This is a genomic window from Thioalkalivibrio sp. ALE22 (assembly GCF_000381445.1).
GTDB lineage: Bacteria > Pseudomonadota > Gammaproteobacteria > Ectothiorhodospirales > Ectothiorhodospiraceae > Thioalkalivibrio.
Genome location: NZ_KB906501.1, coordinates 82609 through 97910, shown reverse-complemented (window position 1 = coordinate 97910; position 15302 = coordinate 82609). Strand labels below are relative to the sequence as shown.

The following is a 15302-nucleotide window of genomic DNA, read 5'->3' as shown; positions in this document are numbered from 1 at the left end:
CCTTTCGATGTCCAATAGCCTGAAAAACGATCGTCTCCTGCGGGCCCAGTTGCGCGAGCCGGTGGACCGTCCGCCGATCTGGATCATGCGCCAGGCCGGGCGCTATCTGCCGGAATACCGCGAGACCCGCGCGCAGGCCGGCAGCTTCATGAGCCTTTGCCAGAACCCGGAGCTGGCCTGCGAAGTCACCATGCAGCCGCTGCGCCGGTTCCCGCTGGACGCCGCGATCCTGTTTTCCGACATCCTGACCATTCCGGATGCGATGGGGCTGGGGCTGTACTTCGAGACCGGCGAGGGCCCGCGATTCCGCGAGCCGGTCCGCACGCTGGAGGCGATCGAGAACCTCCCGGTGCCCGACCCGGAGCAGGAACTGCGCTACGTGATGGATGCGGTGCGCCTGATCCGCCGCGAACTGGACGGCCAGGTGCCGCTGATCGGCTTCGCCGGCAGCCCGTGGACCCTGGCGACCTATATGGTCGAGGGCCAGGGCTCGCGCGACTTCGCCGAGACCAAGCGTCTGATGTACGGCGAGCCGCAGGCGATGCACGCCCTGCTGCAGAAGGTGGCCACCGCGGTCACCGACTACCTCAACGCCCAGATCCGCGCCGGCGCCCAGTCGGTGATGATCTTCGACACCTGGGGCGGTTCCCTGACCCCGCGCGCTTATCGCGAGTTTTCGCTGGCCTACATGCAGCGCATCGTCGATGGCCTGATCCGCGAGAACGACGGTCGCCGTGTGCCGGTGACGCTGTTCACCAAGGGCGGCGGGGCCTGGCTGGAGACGATGGCCGATACCGGGGCGGATGCCCTGGGCCTGGACTGGACCATCGAGATTGGCGAGGCCAGCCGGCGGGTCGGTGACCGTGTCGCGTTGCAGGGCAATCTCGACCCGTCGGTGCTCTACGCGCCGGAGGCCGTGGTGCGCGAGGAGACGCAGCGGGTGCTGGACGGTTTCGATCGCGATACCGGGCATGTCTTCAACCTGGGCCATGGCGTTCACCCGGGCATCGATCCCGAGCGCGTCGCGGCGATGGTGGATACGGTCACGAACTACCGCCGATAGCGGCATGCGGTTCGCCGCCGCCCGGGCTGGCCGCCGGGGTGTTACTAGGAGCCTGTCGGATTTGGGAGTGATCTGCTGCGCGTATGGGAGAGCGGCCCCTGTTCCGCTCTCTCTCGTTACATAGTCCCCACTATGCGCCTCGAGAGACCGAAAAAAGGGTCTCACTCTCCCATCACGCTCGCGACGACCACCCAAGCCCGATAGGCTCCTGGGCGATCGCAGCGCGCCGGCGGCGCTTGATCTCGATCCCCTGGTTAGTCCGCTGCTGCCGGCGCTTCTTAGGCGTCGGCCTCTGCCAGCAGCCTTTCTACCTCCGCGCGCGTGGCCCGGGGCATCGGTCGCCCGTCCACCGGGGAGGGGGGCGACTGGCGCAACCCGTCCAGCGGGAAGACCGTGAGTTCCACGTCGGTGTCGTCGGGGCCGCGAAAGGCGAGGAAGGGAATACGCTGCTCGCGGCCCTGACGGCTGCGATAGCGGCGTTCCCCGGTCTCGCACTGGATACCCCGTTCACCCAGTTCCAGGATTACCTCCTCCACGGTCTCGGCAAAACCATGCAGATTGAGCAGGGGCTGGGATTCGACCAGGCCCTGGAGCAGGGGGCCGACCAGGCGCGGCTCGAGATGGCGCAGGCGCTCCATCACGATCAGGGCCGCCGCCAGTCGTTCACGATAGGCGGCGCGGCTGGCCGGGCTGGCGAACAGCCGACTGCGCTCGATGGCGGCATCCTGGATCTCCAGATTGCCGGGCATCTCGTGACGGTTGTCCACTCCCAGGTGCTCGGCGGCCTTGCGCTTGGCGAGCGCAAAGTCGCGGATGCCGTCGTCAAGCATGATGCGCGCGGCCTCCTGCGCCAGTTCCTGGCGGATACGCGAAGGGGCGCCCATCAAAACACCAGTTCGGGTTGCTGACTGCCGCTGTCGCCGTCTCCGTTGCTCCCCGGGATCACGTGGCCGCGCTCCGGGATCTGATGGGGCAGTAGCCACTGGTTGCGCGCGCCCGGCGTGTCGTCACTGGGCGCGCGCTGGCCATTCGGCAGGATGGCGACGCGCACGAGGTCGTCGGGGCGCTCCAGCGGGCGTTCCGGCTCATCCGCCAGAACGCTCCCCATGAAGCGCGTCCAGATCGGCAGTGCCGCACGTCCGCCGCTCTCGCGCCGGCCCAGTTCGCGATTGTCGTCAAACCCGATCCAGGCGGTCGCGACCAGGTCCGCGTTGAACCCGGCGAACCATGCGTCGCGGTAATCGTTGGTGGTGCCGGTCTTGCCGGCCAGGTCGGAGCGCCCGAGCTCCAGGGCGCGCCGGCCCGTGCCCGAGGTGATGACGCCGCGCAGCATCTCGCCCATCTGCCAGGCGACCCCGGGCTGCAGGACCGGAGTGGGGTCGGTGTACTGCAGGGGCCCGCTGCTCGCGACCAGCGGCAGGTCCTGCCCCTTGGGGCTGGAGCAGGGGGCCGGGCAGGCGCGTTCGGTGGGGGCCTCGTAGAGCACCTCGCCATCCACGGTCTCGATGCGGGTGATGATCCAGGGGCTGTTCAGGCGGCCGCCGCTGGCGAATACCCCATAGGCGTTGTTGAGCTGCAGCGGGGTCAGGGTCCCCGTGCCCAGGACCATGGACAGGTTGTTTGGCTGGGTTTCCAGGTCCAGGCCGAAGCGGGTCAGTTCCAGGTGGACGTTCCCGGTACCCAGGCGGTCCAGCAGCCGGATGGACGCGAGGTTGCGGGAGTTGGCCAGTGCCTCGCGCAGGGTAGTCTCGCCATGGAAACGCCGGGTGTAGTTCTGGGGCCGCCATTCCGCCCCGAGCGCCGGGTCGTTGAAGACCATCGGGGCGTCGATGACGGTCCCTTCGGGGCGGTAGCCCTCGCGCAGGGCGAGGGCGTACACCAGTGGCTTGAAGGCCGAGCCGGGCTGGCGCTGGGCCTGGGTCGTCCGGTCGTAGCGGTTCTCGAAGAAATCGAACCCGCCGGCCAGGGCTGTGATGGCACCGTCCTCCGGGGCCTGCGCGATCACGGCCCCGGTAACCTCCGGCTTCTGCGCCAGGCGCCAGCGCCCGTCGGTGTAGGGGCGGATGCGGATGACGTCGCCGCGGGCGAAATCGGGCGATCCGGCCCATTCGCGGTCCTCCGGCAGGATTGTCTGCTCGCCGATGCGGCCACCGTCGACCCGCAGGGTCCCGTCCTCGTCCAGGCCCAGCACCACTGCGGGAAAAAGCAGGCGTCCGTGGATGCCGATGGCCTTCAGTGCCCGTTCGCGGGCATCGGAATCGTCCAGGGTGGCCTCCGGAATGCGCATCTCCGGACCGCGAAAACCGTGACGCTCGTCATATTCCAGCAATCCTTCCCGGAGGGCCTGATTGGCCGCTTCCTGCTGGCGGGAATCAATCGTGGTGTGCACCTGGAGCCCGCGGCGATAGGCCTCGTCACCCCACAGGTTCACAACCATCTGGCGTGCCATCTCCGCGACCCAGTGGGCGTCGATTTCGGTCGCGGCGGTGTGGCGTTCCGACAGGACCGGGCGCGACACCGCCGTTTCGAAGGCGGCCTCGTCGATTGCGCCGGTCTCCAACATCCGTCGCAGCACATAGTTGCGGCGGATCTCGGCGCGTTCGGGGCTGGCGACCGGGTTGGTCGTGGAGGGGGCCTTGGGCAGGGCCGCGAGGGTGGCGATCTCGTCCAGTTCCAGATCCTCCAGCGACCGGCCGAAGTAGACCCGCGAGGCAGCCTCGATACCGTAGGCCCGCTGGCCCAGATAGATCTTGTTCAGATACAGCTCGAGGATCTCGTCCTTGGACATTTCCTGTTCCAGACGGATGGCCAGGAAGATCTCGCGGAGCTTGCGTTCATACGTGCGGTCGCGCGTAAGAAAGATGTTGCGCGCCAGCTGCATGGTGATCGTGCTGCCGCCCTGGGTGCGCTGGCCGCCGGTGGAGACGACGTTGAGCGCGGCCCGGGCCAGCCCCATCACGTCCACACCCGGATGATCGTAGAAACGCTCGTCCTCGGCCGCGATAAAGGCGTCGCGAACCTGCTGCGGGATGGCGTCGATCCGCACCGGGATGCGCCGCTCTTCCGCGAACTCGCCCATCAGGCGTCCGTCCGCGCTGCGTACCTGCAGGGGTGTCTGCAGGCGCACGTCCCGCACGGCGTCCGCCTCGGGGAGGGTGGGTGCGTAGTAAACGTACAGGGCGGCCAGGGCGACGGACAGGCCGATACCGGCTGCCAGAATCAGGGCCAGCAGCGCCGTAATAATCTTAAAGACCGGATTCATGACAGCAAAAAAAGTGAGGCCAAGGTGAGAAGTCGCATTCAATGCGACTTGCAACCTCGAAGTCGCGGTGTATATTGTGAACGAGCTAGCATACGTGATTGTAACGCTACCAGTTACTTTCGTTGGGGTATACAGGGGGATGTGTGCTGAGTCTCGGAAAATCCAAACATGGGGTCCTGGGCGTGGACATCAGCTCGGCAGCCGTCAAGGTGCTGGAGCTGGCGCGACAGGGTAAGGGGTACCGGGTCGAGGCCTTCGCGGTCGAGCCGTTGCCGGACGGGGTGATGGTCGACAAGGTCTGTCAGGACACCGAGGCCGTGGGCAATGCCCTGGCCCGGGCGGTCAAGCGGTCCGGGACTCGACTCAAGCATTGTGCGATGGCCGTCCCCTCTTCCGCTGTCATCACCAAGACCATTCAAATGTCGGCCGCGCTGGGCGATGCGGAACTCGAAGGCCAAGTCTTCGTGGAGGCCGATCAGTACATCCCCTACACCCTCGAAGAGGTCAACCTGGACTTCCAGGTCCTGGGCAAGAACGAGAAGAACCCGCAGATGGTGGATGTCCTCGTGGTGGCCTCGCGCCGCGAGAACGTCGATTCGCGCGTGGCCATTGCCGAGGCCGCCAAGCTGACCCCCGAGCTGGTGGACGTCGAGGCCTACGCGATCGAGCACACCGCCGAGCGCCTGATGGAGCAGATCCCCGATCGCGAAAGCAAGCCTATCGTGGCGGTGGTGGACGTCGGCTCCTCGGTCACCGCGGTGTACGTCGTCAGCCAGGACGAGGGCGTGGTCTACACCCGCGAGCAGAATTTCGGCGGTCGCATGCTTACCGAGGAGATTATGCGCCGCTACAGCATGAACTATCAGGAAGCCGGGTCCGCCAAGATGAGCGGTGACCTGCCGGCCGACTACGGCAGCTCCATCCTCGAGCCCTTCAAGCAGACCATGGTCGACCAGATCCAGCGGCTGCTGCAGTACTTCTACGTCACGCGCCCGCAGGACACCATCGACCACATCCTCCTGGGCGGCGGGTGTGCGGCCATCCCGGGTGTGGACGAACTGCTGGAGGAGGCTGCCGGCACGCCGGTCTCCATCGCCAATCCGTTCCGCGGCATGGCGCTGGCCAAGCGGGTCAACCAGGAACGCTTCGCCAATGATGCCCCGGCGCTGATGACCGCTTGTGGCCTGGCCATGCGGGGGTATGCGTCATGATCTACATCAACCTCCTTCCCTGGCGCGAGAAGGCCCGCGAGCAACGGCGCAAGCAGTTCTTCGGTGCGGCCGGCGGCGCCGCCGTGGTCGGCGTCCTGCTGGCCTTCGCCGGCTACAGCTTCATGGGCGCGCTGATTGACCATCAGCAGTCGCGCAACCAGATGCTGGAGAGCGAGATCCGCGAGCTGGACCGCCAGATTGCCCGGATCCGAGATCTGGACGAGCAGCGCGAGGCGCTTATCGCCCGCATGGAAGTGATCCAGACCCTGCAGGCCCGCCGTCCCGAGGCGGTCCACCTGTTTGACCAGCTGGTCGAGACGCTGCCCGATGGCACATTCCTTAGCGAGGTTCGTCAGGAGGGCGAGAATGTCCGGCTGGTCGGGCGTTCCGAGTCCAACACGCGGATCTCCGCGCTGATGCGCCGGATCGACGCGTCGCCCTGGCTGGGCAGTTCCAACCTGCAGATCATCGAGACCCGGGAAGAGGGTCGTCTCCAGGTGCGTGACTTCCGTCTGGATGCCACGCAGACCCGGCCGGATGCCGAAGAGGGGGATTCCTGATGGATCTCAAGGAACTCAACCAGATCGACTTCAACAACATCGGGGAGGCCTCCTGGGGCGTCAAGGGCCTGATCCTGGTCGTAATTGTCCTGGCCATCCTCGGCCTGTCCTACTACCTGTTCATCGGTGATCAGCGCACGGATCTCGAGCGCGCGGAGAGCCGTGAACTGCAGCTGCGCGACGAGTTCGAGGACAAACAGCAGCGCGCCGCCAACCTTCAGGCCTACGAGGACCAGCTCGAGGAGATGGAGCGCATGTTTGCCTCCCTGCTCGAGCTGCTGCCCAGCAGCGCGGAGATCCCCAGTCTGCTGGTGGACATCTCGCAGACCGGATTGCAGGCGGGGCTGGAAATCGAGCTGTTCGAGCCCCGCGGCGAGAACCGCCGTGACTTCTACGCCGAGGTCCCGATCCGGCTGCGGGTCCGCGGCGGATACGAGGACCTCGCCGAGTTCGTCAGCGGGGTGTCGGCCCTGCCTCGGGTGGTGACCATGCACAACATGCATATCCGTCCCGGTGATTCCGACAATGACCTGCTGATGGATGCGGTCGCCCGTACCTACCGCTACCTGGAGGAGAACTGATGAAGCATTCTTCCATGCAGGTGGTGTGGCCCGGGTTGGCCCTGGTGCTGGCGGGTGGCTTCCTGCTTTCCGGCTGCACCCAGGATAACCGCGACCTCGAGCGCTATATCGCCGAGGTAAAGGAGCGCCCGGGGAGCGGGATCGAGCCGATCCCGACCCTGGACCCGCACGAACCGTACCTCTATCCCGGACATACGCGGTCGCCGTTTGACTCGTCGGTAATCGCGCAGCCGGAGCTGGCGGCGGCCGAGGGGCAGCCGGGTGATGCCGAGGTCGATCCCGATCGCCCGCGCGAGTTCCTCGAGGGCTTCCCGCTGGATTCCCTGCGCATGGTCGGGTCGCTGGAGCAGCATGGCGTTCGCTATGCCCTGGTCCGAACCCCGGACCGCGGGGTCCAGCGGGTAACGGAAGGCAACTACATGGGACAGAACCACGGCGAAATCGTCGAAATCACGCCCACCCAGATCCGGCTGATCGAGGTGGTGCCGGATGCCTTCGGGGGCCATGTGGAACGCGAGAATTCGGTAGCGCTGACCGAATAGCGGTTGGGGGAGAAGAACATGATGACGAGCATTCGCCGCAAGGTCGGCATAACCAACAGGGGATTCAACATGGGTTCTTCCATGCGCGCTTTCGCAGGGACGGTCGTGGCCGGCCTGCTGTTCATGGTGTCCCAGGGGGTGGCTGCCACCGAACTGGAAGAGATCCGGGCCGGCAGCCTGAGCGGGGACCGGGTGCAGGTGAACCTGCGCTTCTCCGAAGCGCCGCCTTCCGACATCCGTGCCTTCGCGATTGATTCGCCGCCGCGTATTGCGCTGGATCTGCCCAACGTGGGCAACTCGTTGCCACAGCGCGAGACCGACCTGAACGTGGGGCCCATCCTGCGCGCAAGCTCCGTAGAGGCGGGCAACCGCACGCGCGTGGTCCTCAATCTGACCCAGGCCTCCGAGTACCAGACCCGGGTGGAGGGCAATAACCTGATCCTGACCCTGGGTCGCGGGGTCTCCGAGGCGGATGCCCGAACCCAGCAGGTCGTGGACCGCGCGGGTGAACCGACCCCGGTCACCCGCAGTGCGCGCCCGGTCGAGATTACCGGAATCGACTTCCGTCGCGGCAGCGAGGGCGAGGGTCGCGTCGAGGTCGATCTCTCGCGCTCCGGCGCCGAGATCAACGTCCGTGAGCAGGCGGGGCGCATCGAGATGACCTTCCCCCGCGCGATGATCGACGAAGCCCTCGAGCGCCGCCTCGACGTCGTCGACTTTGCCACCCCGGTGCATATGATCGACACCGTCGCGGAACGTGACCGCGTGCGTATGGAGGTCGAGGCGCGCGGGGAATACGAGATCCTGTCCTACCAGAGCGACCGCCAGTTTGTCCTCGAGGTCGCCCCGATCTCCGAGGCGGAGCGCCAGGCCCGTGCGCGTGAGGAAGAGGAATTCGAGGGTGAACGCCTGTCGCTGAATTTCCAGGACATCGAGGTGCGCTCCGTCCTGCAGCTGCTGGCGGACTTCACCGATCTGAACATCGTGGTCAGCGATACCGTGGGGGGCAACATCACGCTGCGGTTGAACAACGTCCCCTGGGACCAGGCGCTGGACATCATTCTGCGCGCCCGCGGCCTCGACAAGCGCATGGACGGCAACGTCCTGTACGTCGCCCCCAGTGAGGAGATCGCCGCGCGCGAACGCATGGAGATGGAGGCGGCGCGGGATCGCCAGGAACTGGAGCCGTTGCGCACCGAGTTCGTGCAGATCAATTTCGCCCAAGCCGAACAGATCGCTTCCCTGATCCGGAGTGACGAGGGGGCGCAATTCCTTTCCGAGCGCGGCAATGTCACGATCGATAGCCGCACAAATACGCTGCTGGTGCAGGACACTCAGAGCCGCATCGAGGACGTGCGGCGCTTGGTCTCGACGCTGGATGTGCCGGTGCAGCAGGTCCTGATCGAGACGCGTATCGTCATTGCTCGAGACAGCTTTAATCGCGAACTTGGTGCCCGTTTTGGTGTTTCTGGTTCGCGTGGCGAGGGGCGACGGACTCAGCTCGGTGCGGGTGGGTCTCTTGACGGCGCGAGTGCCGCGCGAGGGACGTCTTCTGGCAGCCGAGGGGCCGGTGAGTTGGCGACCGGGGTCGAACTAGGCAATCGTTTGAATAGTTCGTTACCTGCAGGGAATGACGCAGGTCGTGCTGGCATCAGTATTCTGCGAAGCGGGGTGTTGCTGGATCTTGAACTCTCGGCGTTGGAGGTTGAGGGCCGGGGCGAGATCATCTCCAGCCCGCGTGTTATCACGGCAAACGGTCAGACCGCGTATATCAAGGACGGTCAAGAAATTCCGTATCAGGAGGCGACAGCATCCGGGGCGACCTCTACCCAGTTCATCGAGGCTCTTCTGGCGACCGAGGTAACCCCTCAGATCACGCCCAACGGTAATGTCATTCTCGACATTCGCGTGAACAAGGATGAGCCTGATTTTGCCCAGGCGGTACTCGGTGTGCCGACTATCAACAAGCGTGAGGTTGAGACACAAGTCTTTGTCGGGGACGGAGAGACGGTGGTTCTTGGTGGTGTCTACGAAATCGAGAGCAGCGAGTCTCTGGAAAAGGTGCCATTCTTTGGTGATATACCGTTCTTGGGTAATTTGTTCCGGAATCGTGCGACCGAGAATGCGAAGGCAGAGCTGTTGATCTTTGTGACGCCGCGGGTGCTTGACTAGGCGCACGGAGCGCCCGTTGCGCGCGAGGTTTAACGTCCGAACCAGAAAGCCGGGGCCTGTCCCTGGCTTTTCTTTGGTGGGTGCAGCCAGTAGCCTTGGTGACCATGCAGAACATCGTACTGGTAGGCCCGATGGGGGCCGGCAAGAGCACAATCGGGCGCGGCCTGGCCGGGCTGCTGCGGCGTCCCTTCTTCGACACGGATCAGGAGATCCAGCGGCGTACCGGTGTGGATATCCCGACCATCTTCGAGTTCGAGGGCGAGGCGGGGTTTCGCAAGCGCGAGACGGCGATGCTGGAGTCCCTGCTGGAACAGGAGGGGGCCGTGATCGCCACGGGTGGCGGGATCGTGGAACGCCCGGAGAATCGCGAGCTGCTGCGCGAGCAGTTCGTGATCTACCTGCGCGTCCCGGTGGAGGAGCAGTTCCGCCGCACTCGGCGCAACCGCAAGCGCCCGCTGATCGCGGAGGCGGCGGATCCGAAGGCGCGGCTGCAGGAGCTGTTCGAGGCCCGTGATCCGCTCTACCAGGAGATCGCCAGTCTGACACTGGAGGGCAAGGGTCGACGTGTGCGCGACGCCGTCAAGGGCGTGTGCTCGGCCCTCCAGGTGCAGCGCCCCGACCTCTGCCAACCACGCTCCGACGGTTAGTTTGCTCGACCTCTTGGGGAAACAGGACAAAAGCGGTGACAGGAAGTCTGGAAGAGCGGAAGAGTGATTTTGCGAGTGATGCCCGAGCGCACCGGACCCTGACCCAACTTCCCATCTTCCAGCCTTCCTGTGATCCGCTTTTGACTTTCTGTGTGCGGTTCCCGTTGGGTTATCCAGTTGGTCGTCAGTGGCGGGTGTTGCCGCCGCCGTCGGGGACGAACATGCCTTCCTGGGAGGGGGGCGAGCGGCGGCCGTGCGAGGCGTGATGGAACAGGAGCCGCCAGCGCGAATCCACCCGTCGCCAGGTCTGGCTGATCAGGATGGTCCCGGTCGGCGCCACGTCGCCCGGGCGGGTGATCGCCTCCTCGATGACCAGGCTGATGACTTCGCCGCTGTCGTGGCGTCCCACGATCTTTGGCTCGATGCCGATGTTCAGTTCGCGCGCGAAGACCAGCAGCCAACTCTCCATCACCTCCGCCACGCCGCGGTGCGCGCGCGGGCTGCCCGGGTGGATGCAGACGATGTCCGGCCGCTCGGCCCACAGGCGCATCATCTGCTCGATGTCGGCGGCGCGGAACGCGGTGTAGTACGCCTCGACGCAGCGGTCGGCATCGGTCTCCATCAGTGCATGCCCCCGGTCGGCCATTCCGGGGCCGGTTCCGGGTCCGGGCTGGCGTGGTGGAGCACCATGCGCCAGCTGTCGCCCACCTGGCGGTAGCCGTTGGTCGCCAGCATCACGCCCCGGCGCTCCCCATGGACGTAGAGGTTTTCCCGCAGGACGTGCAGGACGAGGTCATCGCCCGGGATCGCCGTCACCTGGGTGCGGTGGACCACGACGCCGCGCATGCCGGGCAGAATGTCGTCCCAGCTCTCCAGGATCACGTCCGTGCCCTGCAGGCGTTCGCCCCCGGGGTGGATGCAGACGCACTCGTCGCTGTCGTGCCAGACCTCGCGCATGCCCTGCGGGTCGCCCGCCTGAAAGGCTTCGTAGAACGCGGCTTCCGCGGACTGGGGAGAGGGGAACGTGGCCATACGCGTCGGGGGAGCTCCAGAATCGGAATGCTTATTGTCGCAGGAGCGCTTCCCGATGACGAATGCGGGCCGGGCCGGGAGATGACGTGGTCGGCTCGAGCCGCCAGAATGGCGCCCCCGGACCACTGGAGCCCGCATGGCACGCATCCTCGCCACCGGCATTGTGACCCTCGACCATACCCTCGACGTCGCCGCATTTCCCGCCGAGGACGCGGAGATCCGCGCGCTCGCCAGCACGACCCAGCCCGGCGGCAACGCCACCAATACCGCGGCGATCCTGGCCCAGTTCGGGCATCGCCCGGGACTGGCCGCGGTGATTGCCCGGGGTGCCGGCGGGAACGACCTGGTCGAGCAGTTGCAGGCGCGCGGGCTGGACGTACAGCACTGCGTGCGGCGACCCGGAGCGACGCCGACCTCGCATATCCTTCGTTCCCGGGCCACCGGCAGCCGTACCATCGTCCACCACCGCGATCTCCCCGAACTGGAGGAAGCGGATGTCTCCGGCGTGCCCTGGTCGGAATACGACTGGCTGCACTTCGAGGGCCGTAACCCCGAAGCCCTGGTCGCGATCCTGGCAGCCGCGCGCGCAAGTATCTTCGACCAGCCCGTATCGCTGGAGCTGGAGAAACCCCGTCCCCGCCTGGAGGCCTGCCTGGAGTATGCCGACGTCCTGATGCTTTCGCGGGAGTGGGCCGCCACCGTGGCGGACACACCGGAGGACGCGCTGCGGCAGATGGCGAGCCGCTTCCCCGACCGCATCCTGACCGTGACGGCCGGAAGCGCCGGGGCCTGGCTGGCTGCCCGTGGCGCGATCCACCACTGTGCACCCACGCCCGGTCTGCAGGTGGTGGACAGCGTGGGTGCGGGAGATGCCTTCAATGCCGGCCTGATCGATGCGCTGGTCTCCGGCAACCCCCCCGAGCAGGCCTTGAACGCGGCCGTGCGCCTGGCCGAGCGCAAGCTCACGCAGGTCGGGTTCGAGGGGCTGGCGGCGAAGGTGTCAGACCTCGGCGCCGCGCCGGGTTAGGGCCGGGAGAAAGGGGGATAGCCGCCGGTTCAGCGGCACACAGGCGTCAGGGGGATCAGGCCTCTTCGCCGAAGCGGTCGGCCACCAGTTCAGTCAGCGCGTCCAGCGCCTCGGGGGCATCCTCGCCTTCGGTCTCGATGGTGATCTCGCTGCCCTGGGCCGCGGCCAGCATCATGACCCCCATGATGCTCTTGCCGTTGACCTCCTGCTGGTTGCGGGAGACGGTGACATCGGCGGCGTACTGGCTGGCCAGGCTGACAAACTTGGCCGCAGCACGCGCGTGCATCCCCAGGCGATTAACGATGGGGACTACGCGCTGCGGCATCGCTGCACTCCTGGTCGCAGAGAAGGATCCCGTCATGCCCGCCGGAGAGGGCCTTGTTGACCAGCTCGGTCAGCGGGAGATGCTGGTAGTTGAGCACGCGGATCAGCATCGGAAGGTTGATCCCGGCGATCACGCGCGCGTTGGCCCCGCGAGCCACTCGGCTGGCGACGTTGGAGGGGGTGGAACCGAACATGTCGGTCAGGATCAGTACCCCGGCGCCGCTGTCCAGAGTGGTCAGGCGCTCGCGGGCGCGGGCCAGGACCTCGTCGGGGTCGTCGTTCTGGGACATCGCCATGGACTCGCAGTCATCGGGCAGGCCGCCAAGCATGCTTTGTGCGGTCTGCAAGAGGGTGTCGCCCAGATTTTGATGCGTGATCAGAATGAGACCAACGCCCATGGATCTGCTCCAATTGCGGGTTCCGTAGGGGCCTGCCCCCGCGCTTCGTGGTTACTGCTTGCCCAGCTCGCGGTGACGGGTGCTAACAGTAACATGTTCCCGGTCCCGCCACGCCCCCGCAAGGCGTTCGACCAGGTATACCGAGCGGTGTCGGCCGCCGGTGCAGCCGATCGAGACCGTCACGTAACTGCGGTGGTCCTCCAGCAGCCGCGGGAGCCACTGCGAGAGAAAGCCCTGGATGCTGTCGAACATGGCCGCGACCTCCCCGTGCCCCTCGAGGAACTCGCATACGGCCTGGTCGCGGCCGGTCAGGCCGGCCAGCTCGCGTTCGTAGTAGGGGTTGGGCAGACAGCGCACGTCGAACACGAAGTCCGAGTCCATCGGCGCGCCGTGCTTGAAGCCGAAGGACTGGAACAGCAGGGACAGCTCGTGCTCTCCGCGCTCGCCCATGCGGTCGCGCAGGGTACGGGCCAGGTCGTGCATCGACAGCCGCGAGGTGTCCACCGTCAGGTCGGCCTCCGCCGCGACGTGGCCCAGCCACTCGCGTTCGCGGTCGATGGCCTCCACCAGGGGCACGCCATCGCGCGCCAGCGGGTGACGCCGCCGGGTCAGGTGGTAGCGCCGCAGCAGTACGTCGCTTGAGGCCTGCAGGAACAGGACCTCCACCTGCAGGCCCTCCGCCCGTAGCCCGGCCAGCAGGCTGGCAAACCCCTTCAGGGCCTCCAGCCCGCTGCGCACGTCGACGCCCACCGCCAGATGGCGATCGCCCTCGGTGTCGTAGTGGCCCTGGCGCACCTGGCGGATCAGGTCCGGCAGCAGCGGCAGCGGGAGGTTGTCCACACAGAAGTAGCCCGCGTCCTCCAGGGTGTGCAGGGCGACGGTCTTGCCGGATCCGGACAGACCGCTGACGATCAGCAGGCGCATGGCGGACTCAGCCCTCCGGGTCCGGGTTGGGGACGGTCGTGGCGGGCACGGCCCGGTGGTAGGGCGGCTCCTCGGCCTTGCCGCTCATCTGCCGGCGTTGGCGGGCGCGCAGGTCATCCCCGGCGATGTAGCCCTGCATGTGCAGCATGTGGTTGCGCACGGCGGCCTCGATCATCACCGCGATGTTGCGACCCGGCGCCACCGGCAGACTGATCAGCGGGATCCGCAGGCCGAGGATGTCGATCTCGCCGCGGCGGCCGTTCAGCCGGTCGTCGGGGACCGGCGAGGGCTCGCCGTGATCGCGCAGGTCGATGATCAGCCGCAGGTACTTGCCGCCCTTGATCGCGGAGTCGCCGTACATGGCGCGGATGTTCAGGACCCCTAGCCCGCGCACCTCGAGCAGGTCCTGGAGCAGGGCCGGGCAGTGACCGCGCACGATGTCGGGGGCGATGCGCGCGAACTCGGGGGCATCGTCGGCGATCAGGCGGTGCCCGCGCGAGATCAGCTCCAGCGCCACCTCGCTCTTGCCGACGCTGGAGGCCCCGCTGATCAGGACACCGATGCCGAGGATCTCCATGAACACGCCATGGCGCACCTCGAAGTGCGCCAGACGCTGCTGCAGGAAGTAGCGCAGCAGCGCGATGATCTCGTGGCTGCTGGTGCTGGAGCACAGGATCAGCGGCAGCGCCTCCTGCGGGGCATGGGGCATCTCCGAGAACGGACAGGTGTCCTCGGCGAAGATCACCGCGGTGGTGCCGGTGCGGGCCATCTCCAGGATCAGGTCGTTGCGCTGGTCGTCGCTGAGGCCGGCGATGTAGCGGGCCTCGAAGTCCCCGATGACCTGGATGCGGTTGGGGCGGATCAGGTTGAGGTGGCCGGCCAGTGGCAGGTCATCCCCGTCCTCGCCGACGAGCTTGCGGTCGGGGGCGGCGTGCTCGCCATGCACGAAGCGCAGATCCAGGCGGTTGCCCATGGCCTGGATCAGGCTCTCCACGTTGATGTCGCGGGCAATCCCGCCTTCGCCCAGTGCCTCGTTCATGAGCAGGGCCGGCGGGGACCGGTGGCGTGGCAGGGTGCGGGGCGCACGGGATCAGCCCTCGCGGAAGCGGCGGACGAGTTCCTGTTCCAGGCTGGCGGCATCGCTGGCCCGGCGCAGGGCGGCAATGGTGTCCGGTTGCGAAAGCCCGCGCGCCAGCTGGGCCAGCAGGTCGAGGTGATCGCTGGTGGCGGCCTCCGGGACCAGCAGGGCGATCAGGATATCGACCGGCTCGTGGTCCATGGCGTCGAAGTCGACGCCGCTCTCCAGGCGCAGGACGGCCACGCGCGGAGCCTCGAGATCGGCCAGGCGGCCATGGGGGATCGCAACCCCATGGCCCAGGCCGGTGGAGCCCAGCTTTTCGCGCGCGGACAGGGCCTCGAAGATCGCGGTGCTGCCCGGTCCGCCGGCATCACCGCCGCCGGCGAGGAGTTCCGACAGGGCCTCCAGGGCCCGCTTCTGACTGGAGCATTCCGGCTCCAGGCGGATGCGCTCGGCGGTGATCAACTCGGCAATGGACATG

General features: G+C 66.8%; 17 protein-coding genes. 8 read left to right on the top strand and 9 right to left on the bottom strand.

Annotated elements, in window-relative coordinates; genetic code table 11:
- Positions 1-7: 7 nt before the first annotated feature.
- Positions 8-1063, top strand: coding sequence for a uroporphyrinogen decarboxylase (hemE, locus tag F793_RS0103785; protein WP_018865583.1), 1056 nt, complete (start codon positions 8-10; stop codon positions 1061-1063).
- Between the two features lie 278 nt (positions 1064-1341).
- Here hemE and F793_RS0103780 read toward each other — a convergent pair whose 3' ends face one another.
- Together F793_RS0103780 and F793_RS0103775 are read right to left on the bottom strand one after the other, a co-directional pair.
- Positions 1342-1947 carry a hypothetical protein gene (locus F793_RS0103780; RefSeq protein WP_018865584.1) on the bottom strand — a complete coding sequence of 202 codons (606 nt, stop codon included), beginning with the start codon at positions 1945-1947 and terminating at the stop codon, positions 1342-1344.
- A complete protein-coding gene (locus F793_RS0103775) occupies positions 1947-4325 on the bottom strand; it encodes a penicillin-binding protein 1A (RefSeq protein ID WP_018882440.1) in 2379 nt (792 codons plus the stop codon). The genes F793_RS0103780 and F793_RS0103775 overlap by 1 nt, the downstream gene beginning before the upstream one ends.
- Before the next feature lie 143 nt (positions 4326-4468).
- Between F793_RS0103775 and F793_RS0103770 the strand changes: the two genes are divergently transcribed.
- The 6 genes from F793_RS0103770 to F793_RS0103745 all read left to right on the top strand — a co-directional run bounded on the left by F793_RS0103770 (position 4469) and on the right by F793_RS0103745 (position 10038).
- The gene (locus tag F793_RS0103770) at positions 4469-5536 is read left to right on the top strand and encodes a pilus assembly protein PilM (RefSeq protein ID WP_018876524.1); all 1068 of its coding nucleotides are present in this window, start codon (positions 4469-4471) and stop codon (positions 5534-5536) included.
- Complete coding sequence (locus tag F793_RS0103765; RefSeq protein ID WP_018865587.1) at positions 5533-6096, top strand: PilN domain-containing protein; 564 nt, start codon at positions 5533-5535, stop codon at positions 6094-6096. Before F793_RS0103770 ends, F793_RS0103765 begins: the two co-directional genes overlap by 4 nt.
- The gene (locus F793_RS0103760) at positions 6096-6677 is read left to right on the top strand and encodes a type 4a pilus biogenesis protein PilO (protein ID WP_018865588.1); all 582 of its coding nucleotides are present in this window, start codon (positions 6096-6098) and stop codon (positions 6675-6677) included. Before F793_RS0103765 ends, F793_RS0103760 begins: the two co-directional genes overlap by 1 nt.
- Complete coding sequence (locus F793_RS0103755) at positions 6677-7219, top strand: pilus assembly protein PilP (RefSeq protein ID WP_018865589.1); 543 nt, start codon at positions 6677-6679, stop codon at positions 7217-7219. The genes F793_RS0103760 and F793_RS0103755 overlap by 1 nt, the downstream gene beginning before the upstream one ends.
- 18 nt (positions 7220-7237) lie before the next feature.
- The gene (gene pilQ / locus F793_RS0103750) at positions 7238-9391 is read left to right on the top strand and encodes a type IV pilus secretin PilQ (protein WP_196799890.1); all 2154 of its coding nucleotides are present in this window, start codon (positions 7238-7240) and stop codon (positions 9389-9391) included.
- Between the two features lie 104 nt (positions 9392-9495).
- Positions 9496-10038: a shikimate kinase gene (locus tag F793_RS0103745; protein WP_026280881.1), complete on the top strand. Its 543-nt coding sequence runs from the start codon at positions 9496-9498 to the stop codon at positions 10036-10038.
- Positions 10039-10222: 184 nt separating this feature from the next.
- On the opposite strand, the gene F793_RS0103740 is transcribed toward F793_RS0103745, so the two are convergent.
- Entirely contained in the window at positions 10223-10684 is a 462-nt protein-coding gene (locus F793_RS0103740) for a nuclear transport factor 2 family protein (protein WP_018880016.1), read from the bottom strand.
- A complete protein-coding gene (locus tag F793_RS0103735) occupies positions 10660-11070 on the bottom strand; it encodes a nuclear transport factor 2 family protein (protein WP_018865593.1) in 411 nt (136 codons plus the stop codon). Before F793_RS0103735 ends, F793_RS0103740 begins: the two co-directional genes overlap by 25 nt.
- Before the next feature lie 136 nt (positions 11071-11206).
- On the opposite strand from F793_RS0103735, the gene F793_RS0103730 reads away from it, so the two are divergent.
- Entirely contained in the window at positions 11207-12097 is an 891-nt protein-coding gene (locus F793_RS0103730) for a PfkB family carbohydrate kinase (protein WP_018882437.1), read from the top strand.
- A gap of 55 nt (positions 12098-12152) precedes the next feature.
- Here the strand turns inward: F793_RS0103730 and F793_RS0103725 are convergent, their stop codons facing one another.
- From F793_RS0103725 to F793_RS0103705, 5 genes are read right to left on the bottom strand one after another with little or no spacing between them, the layout of a single operon-like run.
- On the bottom strand, positions 12153-12422 hold the full coding sequence (locus tag F793_RS0103725; protein ID WP_018865595.1) for an HPr family phosphocarrier protein: 270 nt from the start codon (positions 12420-12422) through the stop codon (positions 12153-12155).
- Positions 12394-12819 (bottom strand): PTS sugar transporter subunit IIA, encoded by a 426-nt coding sequence (locus tag F793_RS0103720; protein ID WP_018865596.1) that lies wholly within the window; start codon positions 12817-12819, stop codon positions 12394-12396. Before F793_RS0103720 ends, F793_RS0103725 begins: the two co-directional genes overlap by 29 nt.
- A 51-nt stretch (positions 12820-12870) precedes the next feature.
- Complete coding sequence (gene rapZ, locus F793_RS0103715) at positions 12871-13743, bottom strand: RNase adapter RapZ (RefSeq protein ID WP_018882436.1); 873 nt, start codon at positions 13741-13743, stop codon at positions 12871-12873.
- A 7-nt stretch (positions 13744-13750) separates the two neighbouring features.
- Complete coding sequence (gene hprK, locus F793_RS0103710) at positions 13751-14782, bottom strand: HPr(Ser) kinase/phosphatase (protein WP_018882435.1); 1032 nt, start codon at positions 14780-14782, stop codon at positions 13751-13753.
- 51 nt (positions 14783-14833) lie between these two features.
- Positions 14834-15301: a PTS sugar transporter subunit IIA gene (locus F793_RS0103705; RefSeq protein WP_018881413.1), complete on the bottom strand. Its 468-nt coding sequence runs from the start codon at positions 15299-15301 to the stop codon at positions 14834-14836.
- Position 15302: the final 1 nt, after the last annotated feature.

Bases quoted from the DNA above. Each gene is read 5' to 3' on its own strand.
- F793_RS0103730 (WP_018882437.1), top strand. From the start codon at position 11,207: ATGGCACGCATCCTCGCCACCGGCATTGTGACCCTCGACCATACCCTC.
- F793_RS0103760 (WP_018865588.1), top strand. From the start codon at position 6,096: ATGGATCTCAAGGAACTCAACCAGATCGACTTCAACAACATCGGGGAG.
- F793_RS0103740 (WP_018880016.1), bottom strand. From the start codon at position 10,684: ATGGCCGACCGGGGGCATGCACTGATGGAGACCGATGCCGACCGCTGC.
- F793_RS0103735 (WP_018865593.1), bottom strand. From the start codon at position 11,070: ATGGCCACGTTCCCCTCTCCCCAGTCCGCGGAAGCCGCGTTCTACGAA.
- F793_RS0103780 (WP_018865584.1), bottom strand. From the start codon at position 1,947: ATGGGCGCCCCTTCGCGTATCCGCCAGGAACTGGCGCAGGAGGCCGCG.
- F793_RS0103745 (WP_026280881.1), top strand. From the start codon at position 9,496: ATGCAGAACATCGTACTGGTAGGCCCGATGGGGGCCGGCAAGAGCACA.
- hprK (WP_018882435.1), bottom strand. From the start codon at position 14,782: ATGAACGAGGCACTGGGCGAAGGCGGGATTGCCCGCGACATCAACGTG.
- F793_RS0103725 (WP_018865595.1), bottom strand. From the start codon at position 12,422: ATGCCGCAGCGCGTAGTCCCCATCGTTAATCGCCTGGGGATGCACGCG.
- hemE (WP_018865583.1), top strand. From the start codon at position 8: ATGTCCAATAGCCTGAAAAACGATCGTCTCCTGCGGGCCCAGTTGCGC.
- pilQ (WP_196799890.1), top strand. From the start codon at position 7,238: ATGATGACGAGCATTCGCCGCAAGGTCGGCATAACCAACAGGGGATTC.
- rapZ (WP_018882436.1), bottom strand. From the start codon at position 13,743: ATGCGCCTGCTGATCGTCAGCGGTCTGTCCGGATCCGGCAAGACCGTC.
- F793_RS0103720 (WP_018865596.1), bottom strand. From the start codon at position 12,819: ATGGGCGTTGGTCTCATTCTGATCACGCATCAAAATCTGGGCGACACC.
- F793_RS0103705 (WP_018881413.1), bottom strand. From the start codon at position 15,301: ATGTCCATTGCCGAGTTGATCACCGCCGAGCGCATCCGCCTGGAGCCG.
- F793_RS0103775 (WP_018882440.1), bottom strand. From the start codon at position 4,325: ATGAATCCGGTCTTTAAGATTATTACGGCGCTGCTGGCCCTGATTCTG.
- F793_RS0103765 (WP_018865587.1), top strand. From the start codon at position 5,533: ATGATCTACATCAACCTCCTTCCCTGGCGCGAGAAGGCCCGCGAGCAA.
- F793_RS0103755 (WP_018865589.1), top strand. From the start codon at position 6,677: ATGAAGCATTCTTCCATGCAGGTGGTGTGGCCCGGGTTGGCCCTGGTG.